A 22,725-nucleotide genomic window follows, 5' to 3' on the forward strand; every position below is an offset into this window, starting at 1 on the left:
GTACTGCAGGGGGGACCCTGTGGGAGAGTAGGACGCCGCCGAACAATTATTGCGAGGAAGCCCCGCACCGGGAACGGTGCGGGGCTTTCTGCGTTCACGGGTCGTTGAAGTGATGAAGGGGCGGGGCCTTTCGGCCCCCGTGCCTCGCCCCGCCGTTTACAGGCGGCCGGCTGCTTTGAGTTCCAGATAGGCGTCCGCGAGGGACGGCGGCAGCTCTTCCGGGGTCGCGTCGACGACGGTGACGCCCTGCCGACGGAGTTGGTCGGCGGTGCGACGGCGTTCCGACTGGGCCTGTGCGGCCGCCGCGGCTTCGTAGACGGCGTCCGTATGGCCGCGGGCCTGGGCCATCGCAGCCACGTGCGGGTCGGCCACCGAGGCCACGAGGACCGTGTGGCGCTGGGTCATCTGCGGCAGGACGGGGAGCAGGCCTTCCTCGATCGGGGCCGTGTCGAGAGTCGTGAAGAGGACGATCAGGGAGCGGCGAGGGGCCGACCGCAGGGCCGTGGCGGTAAGGCCGCGCGCGTCGGTCTCCACGAGCTCCGGCTCCAGAGTCGCCATGGCATTGACCAGGGTAGGAAGGATGTCGCCCGCCGTGCGCCCCTGGAGCAGGGCGCGTACTCGCCGGTCGTAGGCGAGGAGGTCGACGCGGTCGCCGGCGCGGGAGGCCAGGGCGGCCAGGAGCAGAGCGGCGTCCATGGAGGCGTCGAGGCGCGGGGCGTCGCCCACGCGGCCGGCCGAGGTGCGGCCGGTGTCGAGGACGAGCAGGATGTGCCGGTCGCGTTCGGGGCGCCAGGTGCGTACGGCGACGGTGGACTGGCGGGCTGTCGCGCGCCAGTCGATGGAACGGGTGTCGTCGCCGGGGACGTACTCACGCAGGCTGTCGAACTCCGTGCCCTCTCCGCGGGTGAGGACGCTGGTGCGGCCGTCGAGTTCGCGCAGGCGGGACAGTTTGGAGGGGAGGTGCTTGCGGCTGGTGAACGGGGGGAGGACGCGTACTGTCCAGGGAACTCGGTGGGTGCCCTGGCGGGTGAACAGGCCCAGGGGTCCGTACGAGCGGATCGTTACGCGGTCGGCGTGGCGGTCGCCGCGGCGGGTGGGGCGCAGGCGGGTGGTCACGCGGCGGCGTTCGCCGGCGGGCACCGCCAGGGTGTGACGGGAGGCCGCCGTTTCCGTGCCGGCCTGCCAGCTGCTGGGCGGCCAGGCGTCGCGCAGCCGGGCCCGGAGTGGCCGGCCCGACGGGTTGGTCACCGTCAGGGTGACGTCGGCGGTGTCGCCGAGGCGCGCGGACGTGTCGCCGGAGCGGGTCAGACCGAGGCGGCGCACGGGGGCGGCCAGGGCGAAGTCGCAGGCGCAGGCGGCCGCCAGCGGGGCGTTCACCGCGAGGATGCCCGTCCAGCCGGGGTCCCAGATGCCGATGGGAACGGAACCCAGGGCCGCGATGAGCGCGGCGCGTCCGGTGAGTGCCATCAGCGGGGAACGGGAAGGTGGGCGAGGATCGCGTTGATGACCGAGTCCGCGGTCACGCCTTCCATTTCGGCCTCCGGGCGGAGCTGGACACGGTGCCGGAGGGTGGGGAGGGCCAAGGCCTTCACGTCGTCCGGGGTGACGTAGTCGCGGCCCGTGAGCCAGGCCCACGCGCGGGCGGTCGACAGCAGTGCGGTGGCTCCGCGCGGGGAGACGCCGAGAGCGAGGGACGGCGACTCGCGGGTGGCGCGGCAGATGTCGACGACGTAGGCGGTGATCTCCGGGGAGACGGTCGTCTTCGCGGCCTCCGCGCGGGCGGCCTCCAGGTCGGCGGCGCTCGCGACGGGGCGTACGCCGGCGGCGCGCAGGTCGCGCGGGTTGAAGCCGGCCGCGTGGCGGGTGAGGACGTCGATCTCATCCTGGCGGGTCGGGAGGGGGACGGTGAGCTTGAGGAGGAAGCGGTCCAGCTGGGCTTCCGGGAGGGGATAGGTGCCCTCGTACTCGACCGGGTTCTGGGTGGCCGCGACGAGGAAGGGCTCGGGGAGGGGGCGGGGCGTGCCGTCCACCGTGACCTGGCGTTCCTCCATGGCTTCCAGGAGGGACGACTGCGTCTTCGGGGGCGTGCGGTTGATCTCGTCGGCGAGGAGGAGGTTGGTGAAGACCGGGCCGGGCTGGAAGGAGAACTCGGCGGTGCGGGCGTCGTAGACCAGGGAGCCGGTGACGTCGCTCGGCATCAGGTCGGGGGTGAACTGGACGCGTTTGGTGTCGAGTTCGGTGGCCTCGGCGAGGGTGCGGACGAGGAGCGTCTTGGCGACTCCGGGGACGCCTTCGAGCAGGACGTGGCCCCGGCAGAGCAGGGCTACGACCAGCCCGGTCACGGCGGCGTCCTGGCCGACCACGGCCTTGGCGATCTCGGCGCGCAGGGCTTCGAGAGCGGCGCGGGCGTTGCCCGGGACCGCGGTCTGCCCGGCGTTGTCAGTGGTCGGGTCCATCATGGACGGCGTACCTCTCTTTCGAGGGCGTCGAGTTGGTCGGCGAGGGCGATCAGGGCCGCGTCGTCGCCGGGCGGCGGGCCGAAGAGGAGAGCGTGCAGGGACTGTCCGTCGCCGGGGGTGCCGCGGAGGTGGGCGGACAGGGCGGGGAGCAGGGACTCGGGTGCGTGCGCCTGGGAGACGGGGACGCCGGTGAGGGGGGCGAGGCGGGTGCGGGTGGCGGAGCGAAGAGCGGTGGCGGCGCGGTCGCGGGCGTTCGCCTTGCGGTAGAGGCGGGCGCGGCCTTCGACGGTTTCGGAGGCGCGGATCGCGACGGGGAGTTTTTCGGGCACCAGGGGGCCGAGTCGGCGTGCCCGCCACAGGGCGGCGAGGGCGGCGGCGATGAAGAGCTGCAGGGTGCCCCAGAGCCAGCCGGACGGGATCAGGTCGAAGAAGCCGCGCTCGTCGTCGGGGTCCGGGATGTCGGAGAGGGAGGGGAGGTACCAGACCAGATGGTCGCGGGAGCCGAGGAGTTGGAGGGCGAGCGAGGCGTTGCCGTGTTCGTCGAGGTGGTTGTTGAAGAGGATGTCGCGGGCGCCGAGGACGACGGTGTCGCCCGGGAGGTCTTCCGGAGAGGCCTTCGCCGTCGGGTCGGGGATGCGGAGCAGGGTGGCCAGGCGTCGGCTGGGGTAGCAGGCGTCGGCTTCCAGATGGGTGCTGTAGCGGATGCCGCCCGTGTCGGCGTTGCCGGCGCGTCGGGCGGCGGGCAGGGCGCAGGCGGGGGCCAGGGTCGAGTCGAGGCTGAGCGCGGGGTCGGCCGTGACGCCGGGAGCGAGGCGCTCGACGGCGCCGCCGCCGGGGGCGACCAGGACGGTGCGTCCGCCGGAGCCCGTCGTCGCGGAGCGGAGTCCCGTCTGCTGGCGTTCCGTCAGGAGGTCGGGCACGGCGACCAGCAGGGTGGTGTCCGGACCTGCCGCGGCTCGCGCTTCGTCCAGGGTGGTGACCACGCGCGTGGAGACCCCCCGGTCGGCGAGGAGTTCGGCGACGGCACGGCTGCCGTAGGGGTCGGCGGAACGCGGGTCGAGTTCGCCGTGCCGGGCGTCGGAGCGGACGGCCGCGATCGCGACGGCTCCGACGAGCAGCAGGACGAGCGCGAGCGCGATGCCGCGCGTGCGGGTCCACACCTGGCGGGCGGTGGGCGAGGCCGCGGTGGTGGGGAGCGTGGCCTCGGTGGTCATTCGGCGGCTCCCCGGGCGGTGTCCCGGTCCGCGTCGCCCGTGGCTCCGGCGGTGCTGTTCGCCAGGTGCGGTTTGCTGCGTTCCAGGTCGTGGTCGAGTTCGGCGAGGCGCCGGTATGACTGTTCGCTGCCGGGTCGGCCGCCGTATGCGACGTCGTCGAAGTCCCGGGCGGCGGTGCGCAGGCGGTCCCTGTGGTCAGGCATGGCGTGGCCGGCCTCGGTGGCCGCCTCGTCGGCGGTGCGGCCGGGGCGGGTGTCGAGCAGGGCGCGTTCCTCGAGGGCGCGGACGACGGCCCGCATGCGTTCCTGGACGGCCTGGCTCCAGTGTCCTTGGGCGGCGTGCGCCTCGGCGGCGGCGCGGTGGTCGGCGGCGCTGCGGGGGCGGTCGTCGAAGAGGGCGGGGGCGGAGACGGGACTGCGGCGGGGGGTGCCCAGGCGCCACCAGAGGGCGCCCAGCAACGCCACCACGGCCAGGATGACGACGACCAGGCCGAGTGTCCCGCCGGGTGTCGCGGTGGAAGCCCTGCTGAACAGCTCTCCGATCCAGTCCCAGAAGGCGTTCAGGGCCCGCTGGAACCAGCTGGGGTCGTGCTCGTGGTACATGCGCTTGGACAGCTCGCGCCGTGCCGCCTCCCGCGCGGGGTCGCGCGGGATCGTCACCGGCGGCTCGTCGCCGGAGCGCGTCAGCGACGGTGCCGACAGCACGGAGGTGTCGCCGGCGTGCGACACCGTTCGTGCGGCGGCGCATGACAGCACCTCCGTGAGAACTCCCCCCGACGTGCTCACCGCATCAGCTCCCCGGGACGGCGCCGGAGGCGCCGGGGCCAGGGGCGCCGGCGGCGCGGGACAGTTCGAGGTCGAGGGCCTCGCGGCGAATGCGCTGGTCGATGTACAGCAGGACGGTCACGCCCGCCGTGATCGGGAACGTGATCATGGAGCCGATCACCGAGCCGATGCCGCTGACGACGAGGAACGTCCAGCCGAGGTCTCCGGTGCCCTCCAGGAAGCCGCCGATCCCGTCGCCACCGAGGGCCGCGGCGAGGAAGGTGAACGGGATGACGATGATCGACGCGACGACGTTGGCGATGACCGTGGCGAGCAGTTGGATGCCGAAGACCCGCCACCAGGAGCCGCGCACCAGCTTCACCGAGCGGCCCATCGCCTTCTTGATGCCCTGCTTCTCCAGCATCAGCGCGGGGGACGCGAGCGAGAAGCGGACCCAGAGCCAGATCGCGACGACGCCGCCCGCCATGAAGCCCAGGGCGGACAGGGCGACCCCGGCCTCGCCGCCCGCGGTGGCCGAGATGATCAGACCGGGCGTCATGCCGGCGGTGAGGAGGCCGGCGGCGATGAGGATCAGCAGGAGGATCAGACCGAAGAGCTTCAGCACCTGGGGGCGGGCGTCCCGCCATGCCTCGCCGGTGGTCACCCGCCGACCGAGCACGGCGCGGCTGGTGACGGTGGTGAGCAGGGCGGTGGCCAGGACGGTGCCGATCAGGGAGAACAGGAAGATGACACCTGAGTTGATCGTGGTGTCGGCCAGCGCGTCGCCGAGTTCGCTCAGGGTGGCGTCGGGGTCGTTGAGGGCCTCGGTGCCGGTGTTGTCCAGGACGAGGCCCTGGAGCAGTACGACGATGACCTCGGTGAAGATGGCGACGGTCAGCGAGATGCCGAGGACGGTGCGCCAGTGGGTGCGCATGGTCGAGACGGCACCGTCGAGGATCTCGCCGACGCCGAGCGGCCGGAGCGGGATCACGCCGGGCTTGGCCGCAGGCGGGGGACCGCCCCAGCCGCCGCCCCAGCCGCCGTGTCCACCAGGGGCGCCGTAGCCGCCGTAGCCGCCGCCCGGGCCGCCGTAGCCGCCGGGGCCTCGGTAGCCGCCGTAGCCGCCTCCAGGAGGCCCGGGAGGTGGGGCGCCCCAGCCGGGGCCGGGCGGCGGAGGAGGCGGGGCCTGGCCCGGTGCGGCGGATCCGGTGGGTGCGGACCACTGGCCGGTGGGCGGCTGCTCCTTGGACCACTTCGTGCCGGGGCTCGTCGGTTCCGCACCCGGCCGGTCCGCGGACGGCGCGGGCTGATCGGGGCCGGCGGGGCGGTCGGCGGGGCCGGACGAGCCGGGCCCCGGCCCGTCGGACGGGGCGGATCCGGGCGATGCCCAGCCCGGAGTGTCGTTCATCGTCGCTCCTTCACGGTGCCCTTCCGCGGTCGCGGCGGCAGGTTGGCAGCCATCGTGCCATGGGGGCGTCGGGTGCGGACCGGGCGCGGTAGGGGCTGCGCACCTTCAATTGTCCGTCGTACAGGGGGCACACTGACCGCATGGCTGATCAGGACGCGCGAAGCGGCGAGGACAAGAGGCCGACCGGGATACCGGTCCTTCGGTGGGAGGAACCCCCCGAGGGCCCGGTGCTGGTGCTGCTGGACCAGACCAGGCTGCCGGCCGAAGAGGTCGAGCTGGTCTGCACGGACCCGGCCGCCCTGGTCGAGGCGATCCGCTCGCTCGCCGTACGCGGTGCACCGCTGCTGGGCATCGCCGGCGCCTACGGGGTCGCGCTCGCCGCCGTGCGGGGCTTCGAGGTGACCGAGGCCGCGGCCGCGCTGGAGGGCGCCCGCCCCACCGCGGTGAACCTCGCCGTGGGCGTACGCCGGGCGCGGGCCGCCCATCAGGAGGCGCTCGTCAGAACCGGTGACCCCCGGCAGGCCGCCGCCGCGGCGCTGGCCGCGGCACGGGCGCTGCACCGGGAGGACGCCGAGGCCAGCGCCCGGATGGCCGCGCACGGACTGGCGCTGCTCGACGAGCTGCTGCCCGCCGGAGGGCACCGCGTCCTCACGCACTGCAACACGGGTTCGCTGGTGTCGGGCGGTGAAGGGACCGCGTTCGCGGTCGCGCTCGCGGCGCACCGGGCGGGGCGGCTGCGCCGCCTGTGGGTGGACGAAACGCGTCCCTTGCTGCAAGGTGCTCGCCTGACGGCATACGAGGCGGCCCGCAACGACATGGCGTACACCTTGCTCACCGACAATGCGGCGGGTTCGCTGTTCGCGGCGGGTGAGGTCGACGCGGTGCTGATCGGCGCGGACCGCATCGCGGCCGACGGTTCGGTGGCGAACAAGGTGGGGAGCTATCCGCTCGCGGTGCTCGCGCGGTACCACCATGTGCCGTTCATCGTGGTGGCTCCGGTCACGACGGTGGATCCGGGCACACCGGACGGGGCGTCCATCGAGGTGGAGCAGCGCCCCGGACATGAAGTGACCGAGGTCACAGCACCCCAGGTGCCGGTGGCGGGAGCGGGAGGCGGGATTCCGGTGGCACCCCTGGGGAGCCAGGCGTACAACCCGGCGTTCGACGTGACTCCGCCCGAACTGGTGACGGCGATCGTCACCGAGGAGGGCGTGGTTTCGCCCGTGACGGCCGAGGCCCTGGCCGCGCTGTGTGCCAGGTCACGCCAGGTAACGATTAGCTAATGGGATGATGTCGTTTATGAAGGGACGAGTCCTTGTCGTCGACGACGACACCGCACTGGCCGAGATGCTCGGCATTGTGCTGCGTGGTGAAGGTTTTGAGCCATCTTTCGTAGCCGACGGCGACAAGGCGCTGGCCGCCTTCCGGGAGACCAAGCCCGATCTGGTGCTGCTCGACCTCATGCTGCCCGGCCGGGACGGCATCGAGGTGTGCCGCCTGATCAGGGCGGAGTCGGGTGTGCCGATCGTGATGCTGACGGCGAAGAGTGACACCGTCGACGTCGTGGTCGGTCTCGAGTCCGGTGCCGACGACTACATCGTGAAGCCGTTCAAGCCGAAGGAGCTGGTGGCCCGTATCCGGGCACGGCTGCGCAGGTCCGAGGAACCGGCGCCGGAACAGCTCGCCATAGGCGACCTGGTCATCGACGTGGCCGGTCACTCGGTGAAGCGGGACGGGCAGTCGATCGCGCTGACGCCGCTGGAGTTCGACCTGCTGGTGGCGCTGGCCCGCAAGCCGTGGCAGGTGTTCACGCGCGAGGTGCTCCTCGAGCAGGTCTGGGGCTACCGGCATGCCGCCGACACCCGCTTGGTCAACGTGCACGTCCAGCGGCTGCGCTCCAAGGTCGAGAAGGACCCGGAGAAGCCGGAGATCGTGGTGACCGTCCGCGGTGTCGGTTACAAGGCCGGACCGAGCTGACATGACCAGGGACAGTGCCGCTTCGGCGCCCGGGTCCGGGGCCCGCGCCGGGCGGCCTGTCGGCCCCGAGCTCGCCGGCCGCAAGCCCTCCGGTTCGCGCTTCGGCCGCGTGCTGGAGGGCGGGCTGCTGCACGGCGGGGTGCAGGGCAGCCCGGTGCTCCGGCTGTTCATGCGCTGGGTGCGCCGCCCCCTGCTGCCGGTCATGCGGCTGTGGCGGCGCAACATCCAGCTCAGGATCGTCGCCACCACCTTGCTGATGTCGCTGGGCGTGGTGCTGCTCCTCGGCTTCGTGGTGATCGGGCAGGTCCGCAACGGGCTGCTCGACGCCAAGGTGAAGGCCTCCCAGAGCCAGGCCACCGGTGGTTTCACGGCGGCCAAACAGAAGGCAGAGGAGGCGGCGAGCACCAACGGCGACGACACCACTCCCGCGGACGGCCGCCCCTCGCAGAACGTCATCCAGTGGATGAGCGAGCTGGTGAAGTCGCTCTCCAGCGGCGGTCAGAGCGCGTTCGACGTGGTCACCCTCCCCATGGGCGGGGAGAGCGGCAGCGGACGCGGTCCACGCGCCTCCGGGACGGTCGACTGGGCGGCCAGCGTCCCCGAGTCCCTGCGGGAGCGCATCGACGGCGACACCGCGGCCGCCCAGAGCTACACCCGGATCGTCTACAACTCCGACCAGGCATCCCAGCCCGGACTGGTCATCGGCAAGCAGGTCAACGACCCGAACGGCGAGCCCTACCAGCTGTACTACCTCTTCCCGTTCACCCAGGAGGAGAAGTCGCTCAGCCTGGTCAGGGGCACCCTGGCGACGGCCGGCCTCTTCGTCGTCGTGCTGCTCGGCGCCATCGCATGGCTCGTGGTGCGCCAGGTCGTCACGCCCGTACGGATGGCGGCGAGCATCGTCGAGCGGCTGTCGGCGGGGCGGCTGCAGGAACGGATGAAGGTCACCGGCGAGGACGACATCGCCCGGCTCGGTGAGGCCTTCAACAAGATGGCGCAGAACCTCCAGCTCAAGATCAGCCAGCTGGAGGACCTGTCGCGGATGCAGCGGCGGTTCGTCTCCGACGTCTCGCACGAGCTGCGGACGCCGCTGACCACGGTGCGGATGGCCGCCGACGTCATCCACGACGCGCGCGTGGACTTCGATCCGGTGACCGCGCGGTCGGCCGAGCTGCTCGCCGATCAGCTGGACCGGTTCGAGACGCTGCTCGCGGACCTGCTGGAGATCAGCCGCTTCGACGCGGGCGCCGCCGCCCTCGAGGCCGAGCCGATAGACCTCAGGGAGGTCGTACGGCGGGTCGTCAGCGGTGCGGAGCCGCTCGCCGAGCGCAAGGGCACGCGGATACGGCTCTCCGGCGACCAGCAGCCCGTCGTCGCCGAGGCGGACGCCCGGCGGGTCGAACGCGTACTGCGCAACCTCGTCGTCAACGCCGTCGAGCACGGCGAGGGCCGGGACGTCGTCGTCAAGCTCGCTGCCGCCGGCGGCGCGGTCGCCGTCGCGGTGCGCGACTACGGCGTCGGACTCAAGCCGGGCGAGGCCACCCGGGTGTTCAGCCGCTTCTGGCGGGCCGACCCGGCACGTGCGCGTACCACCGGCGGTACGGGGCTGGGCCTGTCGATCGCCCTGGAGGACGCGCGCCTGCACGGCGGCTGGCTGCAGGCCTGGGGGGAACCCGGCGGTGGCTCGCAGTTCCGGCTGACGCTGCCCAGGACGGCGGACGAGCCGCTGCGGGGCTCGCCGATACCGCTGGAGCCGGCCGACTCGCGCCGCAACCACGGGCTCCAGGACGCGGGCCTGGGCGGCACCGCACGGCCGCACGGCATGGACAAGGCGGTCGGCGTCCCGGCCCAGGCGCCCGCCGGGCAGGCGTCCACGGTCTCCGCACGGGGGCCGATAACGCCGCGGCAGGCCACGGCCGCCCCCACGGCGGACCCGACGGCGCTGCCCGGCAACGGGGCGCGCGTGGTGCCGAGACCGACGTCGGGTGCCGCGCGGAGACAGGACGACGGGTCGGCGTCGGGGGCGGCGGCGAGCCGTCCGGAGGCCGGTTCCGAGGAGTCGAGCAGGCAAGGGGAGGCATCTCGTGGGCGCTGACCGCGAGCGGAGCGGTCGGCGCGGGCCGGCACGCGTGATGGCGTACACCGCCTGCGGTTTCGTGCTGCTGGCGGGATGTGCGTCCATGCCCGACAGCGGGGACCTGCGCGGAGTGGAGTCCACGCCCCGCCAGGACCCTCAGGTGCGGGTGTTCGCGATGCCGCCGCAGGAGGACGACCCGCCCGCCGACATCGTGCAGGGCTTCCTGGAGGCGCTGACCAGCGACGATCCGCACTACGAGACGGCGCGGAAGTACCTGACCGGCGACGCCGCGAAAAACTGGCGGCCGGACCGGTCGACGACGGTGCTCGCGGACGGACCGGGGGCGGTGTCGGACCACTCGGGCAACCGCGAGGAGGCCAACGACTACTCGGTCAACCTGACCGGTACCAAGGTCGCCACGGTGGACGGACAGCAGTCGTACTCGCCGGCCGAGGGGCGGTACCGCGAGTCGGTGCACCTCACCCGCAACCCCAAGACCAAGCAGTGGCGCATCGACGTGCTGCCGCAGGGCGTCGTCATGGGCAAGTCGGACTTCCAGCGCAACTACATGTCGGTCAACCGGTACTACTTCGCGTCGAACGCAGTGACGCGGGCGGACGCCGACACCGGCGCGGTCCGGGAGCCGGCGGCCGTCGCCGACCCCGTCTACGTGCGCCGGCGTGTGGATCCGCTGACCCAGGTGGTGCGCTCCCTGCTCAGCGGTCCGACGAGTCTGCTGGACCCCGTGGTCAGGTCCAGCTTCCCGACCGGGACGGCGCTGGCGGACGACGTCGTCTCGCTGACGCCCGACGACCGCAACAAGCTGACCGTGCCGCTGAACGACAAGGCGGCCGCGGCGGGCGACGACAAGTGCGACGAGATGGCCGCGCAGCTCCTGTTCACGCTGCAGAACCTCACCCCGGCGGTGGAGGAGGTCGAGCTGCGCTCGAACGGGGAGCAGATGTGTTCGCTCTCCGAGGACCGGGCCGAGACGGTCGCGACGCGCGGCTCGGCGCAACGGCCCGACTACCTGTATTTCCTCGACGACCAGGACCGCCTGGTGCGGATCGCCGCCGGCAGCAACGGGACCCGGGCCGAACCGGTGCCCGGCCCACTGGGCGAGGGGCACCGGGCCATGCGGTCGGTGGCCGTGTCGCGCGACGAACACAGCGCGGCCGGGATCGGCCTCGACAGCAAGTCGCTCTACGTCGGCTCCCTGGTGTCGGGCGGTTCGCTGGGCGATCCCGTGCTGACCAGCGGGGGCGAGGCGGAGACGGACCGGCTGACCCCGCCCAGCTGGGACACGCGGGGCGATCTGTGGATCGCCGACCGTGACCCGGCCGACCCGAGGCTGCTGCTGCTGGAGAAGGGCGCGGGCGATCCGATGGAGGTCCGCACGCCGGGCCTCGACGGACGCGTTCGGGCCGTACGGGTCGCCGCCGACGGAGTGCGGATCGCGCTCGTCGTGGAGAAGGACGGCAAGCGGTCGCTGCTCATCGGACGGATCGAGCGCGAAAAGAGGGCCGGCGAGCCGCCCGTGGTCACCGTGCTCGAACTGCGCTCCGCGACCCCGGAACTGGAGGAGGTCACGGCCATGTCGTGGGCCGGTGACGCCCGGCTCGTGGTGGTCGGGCGGGAGCGCGGCGGCGTCCAGCAGATCGGTTACGTCCAGGTCGACGGCTCGACGCCGGAGGTCACGGTGCCCGCCGCGCTGACCGGCGTCAAGGAGATCGCTGCCACCGAGGACGAGCGGCTGCCGCTGGTGGCGTACTCGGAGGACCTGATCGTGCGGCTGCCGTCAGGGCTCCAGTGGCAGAAGGTGACGGAGGGTACCGCGCCGGTCTATCCGGGGTGAGGTCCTTCCGGGGCGAGGCGTCCGGCCCGTCGAAGGTGGGGCGGAACGGCCGTTTCCGTGCAGCGACGGAGTTTTCCACAGGGCGCGTAGCGGTGTTTTCCACAGGCCTGGCAGGGTTCCGCGGGCGTCGGCACAGTGGTGGCCATCGGGATCGCGGACGTTGCGGAGAGGGTGGCCATGTGGGGAACGCCGACAGTGCGGAGCTGGTGGACCGACCTCACGGACCTGGTGCTGCCGGCCGAGTGCGGAGGCTGCGGCAAGGCTCGAGAGGTGCTGTGTACCCGGTGCCGTACGGTGCTGAGCGGAGCCCCGCCGTGTCGGGTGCGTCCGGACCCGGAGCCGCCCGGCCTGCCGGCGGTGCACGCGGCGGCGCCGTACGCGGACGAGGTCCGGGCGACGCTGCTGGCACACAAGGAGCGGGGGGTGCTGGCCCTCAGGGGACCGCTCGGCGTGGCACTGGCGGGGGCGGTGCGGGCGGGACTCCGGGAGTCGCGCAAGGGAGCCGACGGTGCGGGAGCCGGTGGTGGGGATTCTGGTGACGCCGGCGCCGGTGACATGGGTTCCGGTGGGGCGGGGGCCGTACGGAGGCGGGGACCGGTGCTGCTCGTGCCCGTGCCCTCGGCGCGCAGATCCGTGCGAATCCGCGGACACGATCCGGCGCGGCGGATCGCCCTCACGGCCGCCGGGGAGTTGCGGCGCACCGGGACGTCCGCCCGGGTGCTGGCCGTGTTGCGGCAGCGCTACGCCGTGGCCGACCAGTCGGGACTCGACGCCCCGCAGAGGCTGGCCAACCTCACCGGTGCCCTGACGGTGACGCCCGGCGCCGGCGGGTTGCTGCGCGGCGGAGGGGCGCTCGTCCTCGTCGACGACCTGATGACGACGGGCGCGTCGCTGGCCGAGGCGGCACGTGCGGTGCGCGTGGCGACGGCCGCCGCCGTTGAGTCGCGGGTGGGGCCGGGCACGTACGGGAGGGTGAGATCGGCTGTGTATCCGGCGGAGGCAGGGGAAGGCAGAGAGGAACGGAAGACCGTGCCCCGAATGGCGGGCCGGTACGGAGGCGGTGGCGTGATCAGTGAGGAGATCTGCGGGGCAGTGGTCGCGGCTTCACCAGATTCCTTCGAAATAAACCGGAACTGACTGAGAACTTTCGTCGTTGCAGGTAATGAGAGGTTCAATTCACCGGAACGGAGGTACGCCGCAGTAGAGGGTGACGACATCCGTCCGGGCGAGATATGTTCGGTTGTGAGGCAAAGCCGCAGGCCACACCTCTCACATCAGAATGCCGTGCTGCGGGTCTTACCGTCATCACCCGTACCGGTGGAGTGGAGATCCCGCCCACGGGGGAGGAGGTGGACGTCACCGAGTCCGAGGTTTCGGGAGAGACCGGAACCTGGTGCAAAAAGGAGATGCTCCGCCGTCGAAGTGGAGCGATCCGGGAACGGAGTTCTGCGTGGACATCGTCGTCAAGGGCCGCAAGACCGAGGTGCCCGAGCGGTTCCGGAAGCACGTGGCCGAGAAGCTGAAGCTGGAGAAGATCCAGAAGCTCGATGGCAAGGTGATCAGCCTCGACGTCGAGGTGTCCAAGGAGCCGAACCCCCGGCAGGCCGACCGCTGTGACCGAGTGGAGATCACGCTCCGCTCCCGCGGTCCGGTGATTCGGGCGGAGGCGGCGGCGAGCGACCCCTACGCGGCGCTCGACCTGGCGGCGGAGAAGCTCGGCGCACGACTGCGCAAGCAGCACGACAAGCGCTTCTCGCGCCGCGGAGCGCGCCGGATCCCGGCGGCCGAGGTCGCCGACCACGTACCCGGCGCGGCGACGCTCGACGGGAACGGCGCGGTCGTCCCGACCGAGGAGCAGGACGGCGTTCCCACCAAGAAGATCGGCTCGCTGGAGGTCCAGGGCGACGGGCCGCTCGTCGTCCGGGAGAAGACCCACGTGGCCGCCCCGATGTCCCTCGACCAGGCGCTCTACGAGATGGAACTGGTCGGGCACGACTTCTACCTGTTCGTCGATTCCGAGACGAAGGAGCCCAGCGTCGTCTACCGGCGGCACGCCTACGACTACGGGGTCATCCACCTCACCACGGACACGATGGTCACCCAGGCGCACGCTCCGGACGCGGGCGACGCGCTCGGCGGCTGACATACTCCGCCGGTGACAGTGGTCCGGTGCCCCTGGGGGCGCGTGTGCGCCCCCAGGGGCACCGGTGTGCGACGGTGCGCGTGGGTGTGCGACCCCATCGCTGCCCGTTCGGTCACCCTGCTGTGGGCCGGGCATGGAATCATGGCGACAACGGCCCAACGGGTGGGTCGTTGCTCTGGGTTGGCGATGGCTCAGGACCACGTGCCACAGCCTTCAGGGGGAGGAACGATGGCGGACAGTTTCGGACCGATGCGGGGCGCGGGCGTCGACCACGGGATCGACGACGCGGCGGTCGGCATGGGCCCGGACGCGGACGCGGGCCCCACACGCGAGGAGCCGATCAGGGTGCTGGTCGTGGACGACCACGCCCTTTTCCGCCGCGGCCTGGAGATCGTGCTCGCGGCCGAGGAGGACATCCAGGTCGTCGGAGAGGCCGGGGACGGCGCCGAAGCGGTGGAGAAGGCTGCCGACCTGCTGCCGGACATCGTCCTGATGGACGTGCGGATGCCCAAGCGGGGCGGTATCGAGGCCTGCACCTCCATCAAGGAGGTGGCCCCCAGTGCCAAGATCATCATGCTCACGATCAGTGACGAAGAGGCCGATCTCTACGACGCGATCAAGGCGGGCGCGACCGGTTATCTGCTCAAGGAGATCTCCACGGACGAGGTGGCCACCGCCATTCGCGCGGTGGCCGACGGGCAGTCCCAGATCAGTCCGTCCATGGCGTCGAAACTGCTCACCGAGTTCAAGTCGATGATCCAGCGGACCGACGAACGCCGGCTGGTGCCCGCGCCCCGGCTCACGGATCGCGAGCTGGAGGTCCTCAAGCTCGTCGCCACGGGAATGAACAACCGGGACATCGCCAAGGAACTGTTCATTTCCGAGAACACCGTGAAGAACCACGTCCGCAACATCCTGGAGAAACTCCAGCTGCACTCCAGGATGGAGGCCGTGGTGTACGCGATGCGGGAGAAAATTCTCGAGATCCGCTGAGCCGGTGGGCCAGGGCCGGTGAGCCGGGCCCCGGTCAGTGGAGCAGGAGGGCCAGCTCCCGGGTGAGGGGCTCGCGCAGGCCGGGTGCCTCCACCCGCTCCACGCGTACGTCCGTGCAGTCCACCCAGCTCGCCGCCTCGACCAGGGCCTGGGCCACCGCCGGGGCCGCCTTCCGGCCCTCGAGCGTGACCTGCTTGGCGACCAGGGTGCGTCCCTCGCGCGCCGGGTCCACCCGGCCGACGAGCCGCCCTCCGGCCAGGACCGGCATCGCGAAGTAGCCGTGCACCCGCTTCCGCTTGGGCACGTAGGCCTCCAGGCGATGGGTGAAGCCGAAGATCCGCTCCGTGCGCGCCCGCTCCCAGATGAGGGAGTCGAAGGGCGAGAGCAGCGTCGTGCGGTGACGGCCGCGCGGGGGAGCCTCCAGGGCCGCGGGGTCCGCCCAGGCCGGCCGCCCCCAGCCCTGCACCGTGACCGGCACCAGGCCCGAGTCGGCGATCACCGCGTCGACCTGCTCTGCCTTGAGGCGGTGGTAGTCCGCGATGTCCGCGCGCGTGCCGACGCCCAGGGACTGACCGGCGAGGCGGACCAGGCGGCGCAGGCACTCCGTGTCGTCCAGGTCGTCGTGGAGCAGCGCGGCCGGGATCGCGCGCTCCGCCAGGTCGTACACCCGCTTCCAGCCGCGGCGCTCCACGCACACCACCTCGCCGTACATCAGCGCGCGCTCGACGGCGACCTTCGTGCCCGACCAGTCCCACCACTCGCTGGTCTTCTTCGCACCGCCCAGGTCGGTCGCGGTGAGGGGGCCTTCGGCGCGGAGCTGTTTGATGACGCGGTCGTAGTCGCCCTCCGGGAGGTGGTGGTTCCAGTGCGGGCGGTTGCGGAGCGCGCGGCGGCGGAAGGCGAAGTGGGGCCACTCCTCGATGGGGAGGATGCAGGCGGCGTGCGACCAGTACTCGAAGGCGTGGGTGTCCTTCCAGTAGGCGTCGTCGACGGTTTTGCGGCCGACGGCGCCCAGGCGGGCGTACGGGATGAGCTCGTGGGAGCGGGCCAGGACCGAGATGGTGTCGAGTTGCACCGCGCCCAGGTGACGGAGGACGCCGCGGACGCCGGCGCGGCGGTCGGGGGCGCCGAGGAAGCCCTGTGCGCGGAGGGCGAGGCGGCGGGCCTCGGCTGCGGACAGTTCCGTGGCGGGGGGCGGGAGGGTCGTCATGCGTCCGCACGATAGGGGGTGGGTCTGACAGTGGGTGGGGTGTGGGGAGGCGGGTGCGGTGGGCCGGGGTTCGGGTGGCGCCCGGCGCGGGGTGGGCGGGGGCGCGGGCCGGCGCTGGCCGGGTGCCGCCGCGCCCACCCGTGCCGCCTCAGCGGCACGACTGCCCGCAGCTGTGGCGGCATGTGACGGCCCGCGGCTGCGGCGGCGCGACTGCCCTCGGCTGCGGCGGTGCGAGCGCGCGCGGCTGCGCGACTTGCCCGCAGCTACATCTGCGCGGGCAAGTACGGGGACGTCGAGGGGAGGGCGAGGTCCGAGGGGAGGAGGGAGCCGATCCAGCAGTCGCGGCGTGTGCCCTGGTTGTTGATCCCGGAGCGCAACGTGCCCTCCATGGTGAAGCCCGCGCGCTGGGCCACCGCGCGGGAGGCCGTGTTGCCGACCTCGGCACGCCACTCCAGGCGGTCGACGGCCCGGTCGGTGAAGGCCCAGCGGGCGACGGCGACGGCGGCCTCGGTGACGTGGCCCCGGCCGCGGTGCTCCTTGGCGCCCCAGAACCCGATCTCACCGACCCCCAGGGAGATCATCGTGACGCCGAGCATGCCCACCAGATCCCCGGCGGGGAGGAAGAGGCCGAAGGTGAACATCGAGTCGTTCGCCCAGCCGTCGGGGACCATCTGCTCCGTGAAGCCCCGCGCGTGCTCCGGGAGGTAGGGCGAGGGGATCGTCGTCCAGCGCTGGATGTCGGCGTCCTGGCAGGCGGCGTACACGGCCTCGGTGTCCTGCGGGCCGACCGCGCGCAGGACCAGGCGGTCGGTGGTGAGCGTGACGGGTTCCATCGGCCGATTCTGCTCGGCGTCCCGTGGCGGCGCCAATGTTTTGCCCTCCGTGAACACCCGGTTACCTCAGGTGCGATTCGTCGGCGGGGCGCGGCACCATCCGCGGGGCCCGGACGTTGAAAGGGGTGACAGCAGACAGGGATGCTGGATGCAACGGAGTGGACGGTCCCCGTTACGGCAGGCCTCCCGGTGCGGCGGGGTCCTCGCATACGATGGCCGTTGCCCGATCCGTCTCAGGAAACCGACCGTCCCAGGCCCGACCGGCAAGGAGACCAACCCCCGTGTCCGTCCTCTCGAAGATCATGCGTGCAGGCGAAGGCAAGATCCTGCGCAAGCTGCACCGCATCGCGGACCAGGTCAACTCCATCGAAGAGGACTTCGCTGACCTCTCCGACGCCGAGCTGCGGGCCCTCACCGACGAGTACAAGCAGCGCTACGCCGACGGTGAGAGCCTGGACGACCTGCTGCCCGAAGCCTTCGCCACCGTCCGCGAGGCCGCCAAGCGCGTCCTGGGCCAGCGCCACTACGACGTGCAGATCATGGGCGGCGCCGCCCTGCACATGGGGTACGTGGCCGAGATGAAGACCGGTGAGGGCAAGACCCTCGTCGGCACACTGCCCGCCTATCTCAACGCCCTGTCCGGCGAGGGCGTGCACATCGTCACGGTCAACGACTACCTGGCCGAGCGCGACTCGGAGCTGATGGGCCGCGTCCACAAGTTCCTGGGCCTGACCGTCGGCTGCATCCTCGCCAACCAGACGCCGGCCCAGCGCCGCGAGATGTACGGCTGCGACATCACCTACGGCACGAACAACGAGTTCGGCTTCGACTACCTGCGCGACAACATGGCGTGGTCCAAGGACGAACTCGTCCAGCGCGGTCACAACTTCGCCATCGTCGACGAGGTCGACTCCATCCTCGTCGACGAGGCCCGTACTCCGCTGATCATCTCCGGCCCGGCCGACCAGGCCACCAAGTGGTACGGCGACTTCGCCAAGCTGGTCACCCGCCTGAAGAAGGGCGAGGCCGGCAACACCCTCAAGGGCATCGAGGAGACAGGCGACTACGAGGTCGACGAGAAGAAGCGCACCGTCGCCATCCACGAGTCGGGCGTGTCCAAGGTCGAGGACTGGCTGGGCATCGACAACCTCTACGAGTCGGTGAACACCCCGCTGGTCGGCTACCTCAACAACGCCATCAAGGCCAAGGAACTCTTCAAGAAGGACAAGGACTACGTCGTCCTCGACGGCGAAGTCATGATCGTCGACGAGCACACCGGCCGTATCCTCGCCGGCCGCCGTTACAACGAGGGCATGCACCAGGCGATCGAGGCGAAGGAAGGGGTGGACATCAAGGACGAGAACCAGACGCTCGCCACGATCACCCTCCAGAACTTCTTCCGCCTCTACAAGCGCCACGACCACAACGGCAAGGAACAGCCCGGTCTGTCCGGCATGACCGGTACGGCGATGACCGAGGCCGCCGAGTTCCACCAGATCTACAAGCTCGGCGTGGTGCCCATCCCGACCAACCGCCCGATGGTCCGCAAGGACCAGTCGGACCTGATCTACCGCACCGAGGTCGCCAAGTTCGAGGCGGTCGTCGACGACATCGAGGAGAAGCACCGCAAGGGGCAGCCGATCCTCGTCGGCACCACCTCGGTCGAGAAGTCCGAGTACCTCTCGCAGCAGCTCAGCAAGCGCGGCGTCCAGCACGAGGTGCTCAACGCCAAGCAGCACGACCGGGAGGCGACGATCGTCGCCCAGGCCGGTCGCAAGGGCGCGGTGACGGTGGCCACCAACATGGCCGGCCGCGGTACGGACATCAAGCTCGGCGGCAACCCCGAGGACCTCGCCGAGGCGGAGCTGCGCCAGCGCGGCCTCGACCCCGAGGAGCACATCGAGGAGTGGGCCGCGGCCCTGCCCGCCGCCCTGGAGCGGGCCGAGCAGGCGGTCAAGGCCGAGTTCGAAGAGGTCAAGGAGCTGGGCGGCCTCTACGTCCTGGGCACCGAGCGGCACGAGTCGCGCCGCATCGACAACCAGCTGCGCGGTCGTTCCGGCCGTCAGGGCGACCCCGGCGAGTCCCGCTTCTACCTCTCCCTGGGCGACGACCTGATGCGGCTGTTCAAGGCCCAGATGGTCGAGCGCGTGATGTCCATGGCCAACGTGCCGGACGACGTGCCGATCGAGAACAAGATGGTCACGCGCGCGATCGCGTCCGCCCAGTCGCAGGTCGAGACGCAGAACTTCGAGACCCGTAAGAACGTCCTGAAGTACGACGAGGTCCTCAACCGCCAGCGTGAGGTCATCTACGGCGAGCGGCGCCGCGTCCTGGAGGGCGAGGACCTGCAGGAGCAGATCCAGCACTTCATGAACGACACGATCGACGCCTACGTGCAGGCCGAGACCGCCGAGGGCTTCCCCGAGGACTGGGACCTCGACCGGCTGTGGGGCGCCTTCAAGCAGCTCTACCCGGTGAAGGTCACCGTCGAGGAGCTGGAGGAGGCGGCCGGCGACCGGGCCGGTCTGACCGCGGACTACATCGCGGAGTCCATCAAGGACGACATCATGGAGCAGTACGAGGCGCGGGAGAAGCAGCTCGGCTCCGAGATCATGCGCGAGCTGGAGCGCCGGGTCGTCCTGTCGGTCCTGGACCGCAAGTGGCGCGAGCACCTCTACGAGATGGACTACCTCCAGGAGGGCATCGGCCTGCGCGCGATGGCGCAGAAGGACCCGCTGGTCGAGTACCAGCGCGAGGGCTTCGACATGTTCCAGGCCATGATGGAGGGCATCAAGGAGGAGTCCGTCGGCTACCTGTTCAACCTGGAGGTCCAGGTCGAGCAGCAGGTCGAGGAGGTCCCCGTCGAGGACAAGGCGCCGTCGCTGGACAAGGGCGCGCAGGACGCGGTCCCGGCCCAGGCGGGCGCCCGTCCGGAGATCCGGGCCAAGGGCCTCGACGCGCCGCAGCGTCGGGACCTGCACTTCTCCGCGCCGACCGTGGACGGTGAGGGCGGCGTCGTCGAGGGCGAGTTCACCGACGGCGAGGCCGCCCAGGCCCAGTCCGACGGGCTCACGCGTGCGGAGCGCCGCAAGCAGGCCAAGGGCGGACGCCGCCGCAAGAAGTGACGACGCGGTGCCCTGCGGGCACCGTGGGGGTGGAAGGGCCGGTCACCCGGGGGTGACCGGCCCTTCGGCCTGTTCCGCGGGCCGGTGGGCGGGTGCGGGCGGCGCCTCAGTCGTCGTCGGCGCGGTGCCTGCGGGGGCCGCCCACTTCCACCGCCGTACAGCGCCAGCGCAGGTCACGGCCCTGCTCCAGCCGGAAGGCCAGGGCACGCAGCCGGTCGCCCGCGCCGATGCGGGCGAAGACCTCCAGGGCGCCGGGCCGGGGCTCGAAGTACCCGATGTCGCGGACGACGGGAGACGCGCCGCGGGTGCGCAGCGGTCCGCGTTCGGCCAGGTGGGCCAGGTCGTCGTAGGCACGGCCGATGGTGTGCCGGAGCATCGAGTGGACGGGACGCCGCCCGCTGAGCACGCCGAGGAGGAGCTCGGCGAAGTGGTCGGTGGGGCGTAGCTGCGGAACGGGGCGGCGCGGGGTCTGCGCGGGGACGAGAGGTGCTGCATCGGACCGCGCGGCCCGGTGGACCGCCGGTGCGGGCACCCCGGCCGTGCGGGCCGCGGCGGGGTTCCCGGTGCGCGTCGGAACGAGGGCCGCCACTGGGCCGGGACCGGGACCGGTGGCCGGGTCCGACACCGGCCCAGGGGCGGGTGAGCCCGGCACGGCGACGGCCCCGGGCTTGGCGCCCGGTCCGGGGCCGGCTGTGGGCGGACGGGTGTCCGCCGGGCGCGTACGGGACCGCTGGGACCGGCCCGGAGAGCCCGGCGGCCGCCCGCCAGGTGCGGCGGCACGAGCCCCGCGCGCGCCCGGCCTGCGGGGCGGCACCCCGCCGGGCGCACGGGGCGGCGCACCCTCGGGGGCGCCGGACGGGAGGCAGACGGACCCGTCGGCCGGGACGTGGGCGGAGGCGGCGCTCAGGGGCGCGTGGCCGGGCGGGGTGGTGCCTCCCGGGCCTCGGGACGGGGCGTCGCCGGGCTCGCCGGGCGGGGCGGGCCGTGCGGATCGGGGGAGTGGGCCCGTTGGGGTCGGGCCGAATGTCGGGCTGAGTGGGGTGGTGGGGCGGAGCCGGTTCCTGGTCATGACCTTGCGCATGGGGGTCCCCGTTCGGCGGGCCCGGAGATACCGGGCAGTAACTTCGCGGTCGGGGATCTTGTACGGGCTGGAGGGGTGGCGCGGCAAGGAGGCGGACGACCGCGTCGCGAGGGCGGGAGATTCACCTATCCGAGTGGTTGAAGGGGTTCAAGGGCCCGGACGGCAAGGGGGAACAGGGTGAATTCCGGGACCGGGGTGGACGTGTCCGACGCCCCGGGTGGGGACCCGAAAGGGGACCCCCGCACGTATCCTGAAGGCTCTCCCGCCGGGTCCACCGAGCGCCCCGGCGGCGTCCCCGACCACGAAAGCGGCAGACTCATGCGCGTCTACGTCCCCCTGACCCTGTCCGGCCTCGCCGAGGCGCACCGGGCGGGGGAGCTGGGGGCCGGGCCGCTCGTCGCCTACGCCGTCACGCCGGCGCTGCGCGAGTGGTACCTGTCGGACGACATCGAGGAGCTGGAGTACGCCGCCCTGAACCGCGCCGCGCTGGCCTCCCTGCGCCTGCTGGCGGCCGACCCCGCCGCGGCGCGGCGCCGGGTCGTGGTCGCGGCCGACGTGTCCGACGGCGCCGCCGCGGCCGACCCGGACCGGGGACTCGCCCCGGCGGCGCCGGGCGAGGTCCGGGTCACCGGGCCGCTGCCGCTGGCCAAGGCGGCCGCGGTGCACGTCGACTCCGCCGACGCGGAGGCGGACGTGAGCGCCGCGGCCGAGGCGCTCGCGGCGGCGGACGGCGGGGACGACGACGCTCAGTTCGTCGTGGACGGCGCGGAGGACCACGAACTGCTCTGGTACGCGACGCAGGAGCTCCCGAACCTGGTCTGACCAGGAAGTTCGCGCCTCAACGTCCCGATTGTCAGTAGTGGCGGGTACGTTTTCGAGCATGGGGACGCAGACGGGCGCACACATCGTGTGGGACTGGAACGGCACGCTGTTCCACGACAACGACGCGATCATCGGGGCGACGAACGCGGCGTTCGCCGAGCTGGGGCTGGCGCCGATCACACTGGAGCAGTACCGGGCGCTGTACTGCGTGCCGGTGCCGAAGTTCTACGAGCGGCTGATGGGAAGGCTGCCCACCGACGCCGAGTGGCAGCTCATGGACGCGGCCTTCCAGCGGCACTACGGCGCGCACCGGGGCCGTTGCCGGCTCGCCGACGGTGCCGCCGAGCTGCTCGCGGGGTGGCGGTCCGCGGGGCGCAGCCAGTCGATCCTCAGCATGTACGGCCACGACGAGCTGGTGCCCCTGGTCAAGGGACTCGGGATCGAGGCGCACTTCATACGCGTCGACGGGCGCACCGGGCCGTCCGGGGGCAGCAAGGCCGAGCACATGGTGCGGCATCTCGCGCAGCTGGCGCTGTCCGGGGTGGAGCCCACCCGCACCGTGGTGATCGGAGACGCCGCGGACGACGCTCTGGCGGCGCACCACGTGGGGGCGGGGGCGGTGCTGTACACCGGCGGGTCCCACAGCCGGGCCAGTCTCGAGGGGATCGGGGTGCCGGTGGTGGACACGCTGGGGGAGGCCGTCGTGGTGGCGGAGCGGCTGGCGGGATGACGACGGCGGCGGCCGGTGCCGCAGCCGCGCCGTT

18 protein-coding genes are annotated in these 22,725 nt (G+C 72.2%); 10 read left to right on the top strand and 8 right to left on the bottom strand.

Features of this window, described 5'->3' with window-relative positions:
• Nucleotides 1-156: 156 nt before the first annotated feature.
• The 5 genes from AB0P07_RS13195 to AB0P07_RS13215 form a co-directional block, all read right to left on the bottom strand.
• Nucleotides 157-1,467: a DUF58 domain-containing protein gene (locus AB0P07_RS13195; RefSeq protein ID WP_365549299.1), complete on the bottom strand. Its 1,311-nt coding sequence runs from the start codon at nucleotides 1,465-1,467 to the stop codon at nucleotides 157-159.
• Nucleotides 1,467-2,456 (bottom strand): MoxR family ATPase, encoded by a 990-nt coding sequence (locus tag AB0P07_RS13200; RefSeq protein WP_365550295.1) that lies wholly within the window; start codon nucleotides 2,454-2,456, stop codon nucleotides 1,467-1,469. Before AB0P07_RS13200 ends, AB0P07_RS13195 begins: the two co-directional genes overlap by 1 nt.
• Nucleotides 2,456-3,673, bottom strand: coding sequence for a DUF4350 domain-containing protein (locus AB0P07_RS13205; RefSeq protein ID WP_365549302.1), 1,218 nt, complete (start codon nucleotides 3,671-3,673; stop codon nucleotides 2,456-2,458). Before AB0P07_RS13205 ends, AB0P07_RS13200 begins: the two co-directional genes overlap by 1 nt.
• A complete protein-coding gene (locus tag AB0P07_RS13210; protein ID WP_365550298.1) occupies nucleotides 3,670-4,401 on the bottom strand; it encodes a DUF4129 domain-containing protein in 732 nt (243 codons plus the stop codon). The genes AB0P07_RS13205 and AB0P07_RS13210 overlap by 4 nt, the downstream gene beginning before the upstream one ends.
• 61 nt (nucleotides 4,402-4,462) lie before the next feature.
• A complete protein-coding gene (locus AB0P07_RS13215) occupies nucleotides 4,463-5,845 on the bottom strand; it encodes a glycerophosphoryl diester phosphodiesterase membrane domain-containing protein (RefSeq protein ID WP_365549305.1) in 1,383 nt (460 codons plus the stop codon).
• Between the two features lie 140 nt (nucleotides 5,846-5,985).
• On the opposite strand from AB0P07_RS13215, the gene mtnA reads away from it, so the two are divergent.
• The 7 genes from mtnA to AB0P07_RS13250 all read left to right on the top strand — a co-directional run bounded on the left by mtnA (nucleotide 5,986) and on the right by AB0P07_RS13250 (nucleotide 14,890).
• The gene (mtnA, locus tag AB0P07_RS13220; protein ID WP_365549308.1) at nucleotides 5,986-7,128 is read left to right on the top strand and encodes an S-methyl-5-thioribose-1-phosphate isomerase; all 1,143 of its coding nucleotides are present in this window, start codon (nucleotides 5,986-5,988) and stop codon (nucleotides 7,126-7,128) included.
• Nucleotides 7,129-7,132: 4 nt separating this feature from the next.
• The gene (mtrA, locus tag AB0P07_RS13225) at nucleotides 7,133-7,822 is read left to right on the top strand and encodes a two-component system response regulator MtrA (RefSeq protein WP_003975799.1); all 690 of its coding nucleotides are present in this window, start codon (nucleotides 7,133-7,135) and stop codon (nucleotides 7,820-7,822) included.
• A 1-nt stretch (nucleotide 7,823) separates the two neighbouring features.
• A complete protein-coding gene (gene mtrB, locus AB0P07_RS13230) occupies nucleotides 7,824-9,917 on the top strand; it encodes an MtrAB system histidine kinase MtrB (RefSeq protein ID WP_365549311.1) in 2,094 nt (697 codons plus the stop codon).
• Nucleotides 9,907-11,754: an LpqB family beta-propeller domain-containing protein gene (locus tag AB0P07_RS13235; RefSeq protein WP_365549313.1), complete on the top strand. Its 1,848-nt coding sequence runs from the start codon at nucleotides 9,907-9,909 to the stop codon at nucleotides 11,752-11,754. Before mtrB ends, AB0P07_RS13235 begins: the two co-directional genes overlap by 11 nt.
• 177 nt (nucleotides 11,755-11,931) lie before the next feature.
• Nucleotides 11,932-12,891: a ComF family protein gene (locus AB0P07_RS13240; protein WP_365549315.1), complete on the top strand. Its 960-nt coding sequence runs from the start codon at nucleotides 11,932-11,934 to the stop codon at nucleotides 12,889-12,891.
• A gap of 313 nt (nucleotides 12,892-13,204) precedes the next feature.
• On the top strand, nucleotides 13,205-13,897 hold the full coding sequence (gene raiA, locus AB0P07_RS13245) for a ribosome-associated translation inhibitor RaiA (RefSeq protein ID WP_365549318.1): 693 nt from the start codon (nucleotides 13,205-13,207) through the stop codon (nucleotides 13,895-13,897).
• Nucleotides 13,898-14,125: 228 nt separating this feature from the next.
• Nucleotides 14,126-14,890 carry a response regulator transcription factor gene (locus tag AB0P07_RS13250; protein ID WP_125631129.1) on the top strand — a complete coding sequence of 255 codons (765 nt, stop codon included), beginning with the start codon at nucleotides 14,126-14,128 and terminating at the stop codon, nucleotides 14,888-14,890.
• Between the two features lie 34 nt (nucleotides 14,891-14,924).
• On the opposite strand, the gene AB0P07_RS13255 is transcribed toward AB0P07_RS13250, so the two are convergent.
• Nucleotides 14,925-16,100 (bottom strand): crosslink repair DNA glycosylase YcaQ family protein, encoded by a 1,176-nt coding sequence (locus tag AB0P07_RS13255; RefSeq protein ID WP_365549321.1) that lies wholly within the window; start codon nucleotides 16,098-16,100, stop codon nucleotides 14,925-14,927.
• Nucleotides 16,101-16,363: 263 nt separating this feature from the next.
• Nucleotides 16,364-16,933: a GNAT family N-acetyltransferase gene (locus tag AB0P07_RS13260; RefSeq protein ID WP_365549324.1), complete on the bottom strand. Its 570-nt coding sequence runs from the start codon at nucleotides 16,931-16,933 to the stop codon at nucleotides 16,364-16,366.
• Nucleotides 16,934-17,214: 281 nt separating this feature from the next.
• On the opposite strand from AB0P07_RS13260, the gene secA reads away from it, so the two are divergent.
• Nucleotides 17,215-20,058 carry a preprotein translocase subunit SecA gene (gene secA, locus AB0P07_RS13265; protein ID WP_365549327.1) on the top strand — a complete coding sequence of 948 codons (2,844 nt, stop codon included), beginning with the start codon at nucleotides 17,215-17,217 and terminating at the stop codon, nucleotides 20,056-20,058.
• Nucleotides 20,059-20,164: 106 nt separating this feature from the next.
• On the opposite strand, the gene AB0P07_RS13270 is transcribed toward secA, so the two are convergent.
• Entirely contained in the window at nucleotides 20,165-20,647 is a 483-nt protein-coding gene (locus tag AB0P07_RS13270) for an Rv3235 family protein (protein ID WP_365549330.1), read from the bottom strand.
• A gap of 810 nt (nucleotides 20,648-21,457) precedes the next feature.
• Between AB0P07_RS13270 and AB0P07_RS13275 the strand changes: the two genes are divergently transcribed.
• A complete protein-coding gene (locus tag AB0P07_RS13275) occupies nucleotides 21,458-21,961 on the top strand; it encodes a hypothetical protein (RefSeq protein WP_365549333.1) in 504 nt (167 codons plus the stop codon).
• Nucleotides 21,962-22,019: 58 nt separating this feature from the next.
• A complete protein-coding gene (locus AB0P07_RS13280; RefSeq protein ID WP_365549336.1) occupies nucleotides 22,020-22,691 on the top strand; it encodes an HAD family hydrolase in 672 nt (223 codons plus the stop codon).
• The last annotated feature ends 34 nt before the right edge of the window (nucleotides 22,692-22,725 follow it).

It is taken from the genome of Streptomyces sp. NPDC085944 (assembly GCF_040686295.1).
Lineage (GTDB): Bacteria > Actinomycetota > Actinomycetes > Streptomycetales > Streptomycetaceae > Streptomyces > Streptomyces salinarius.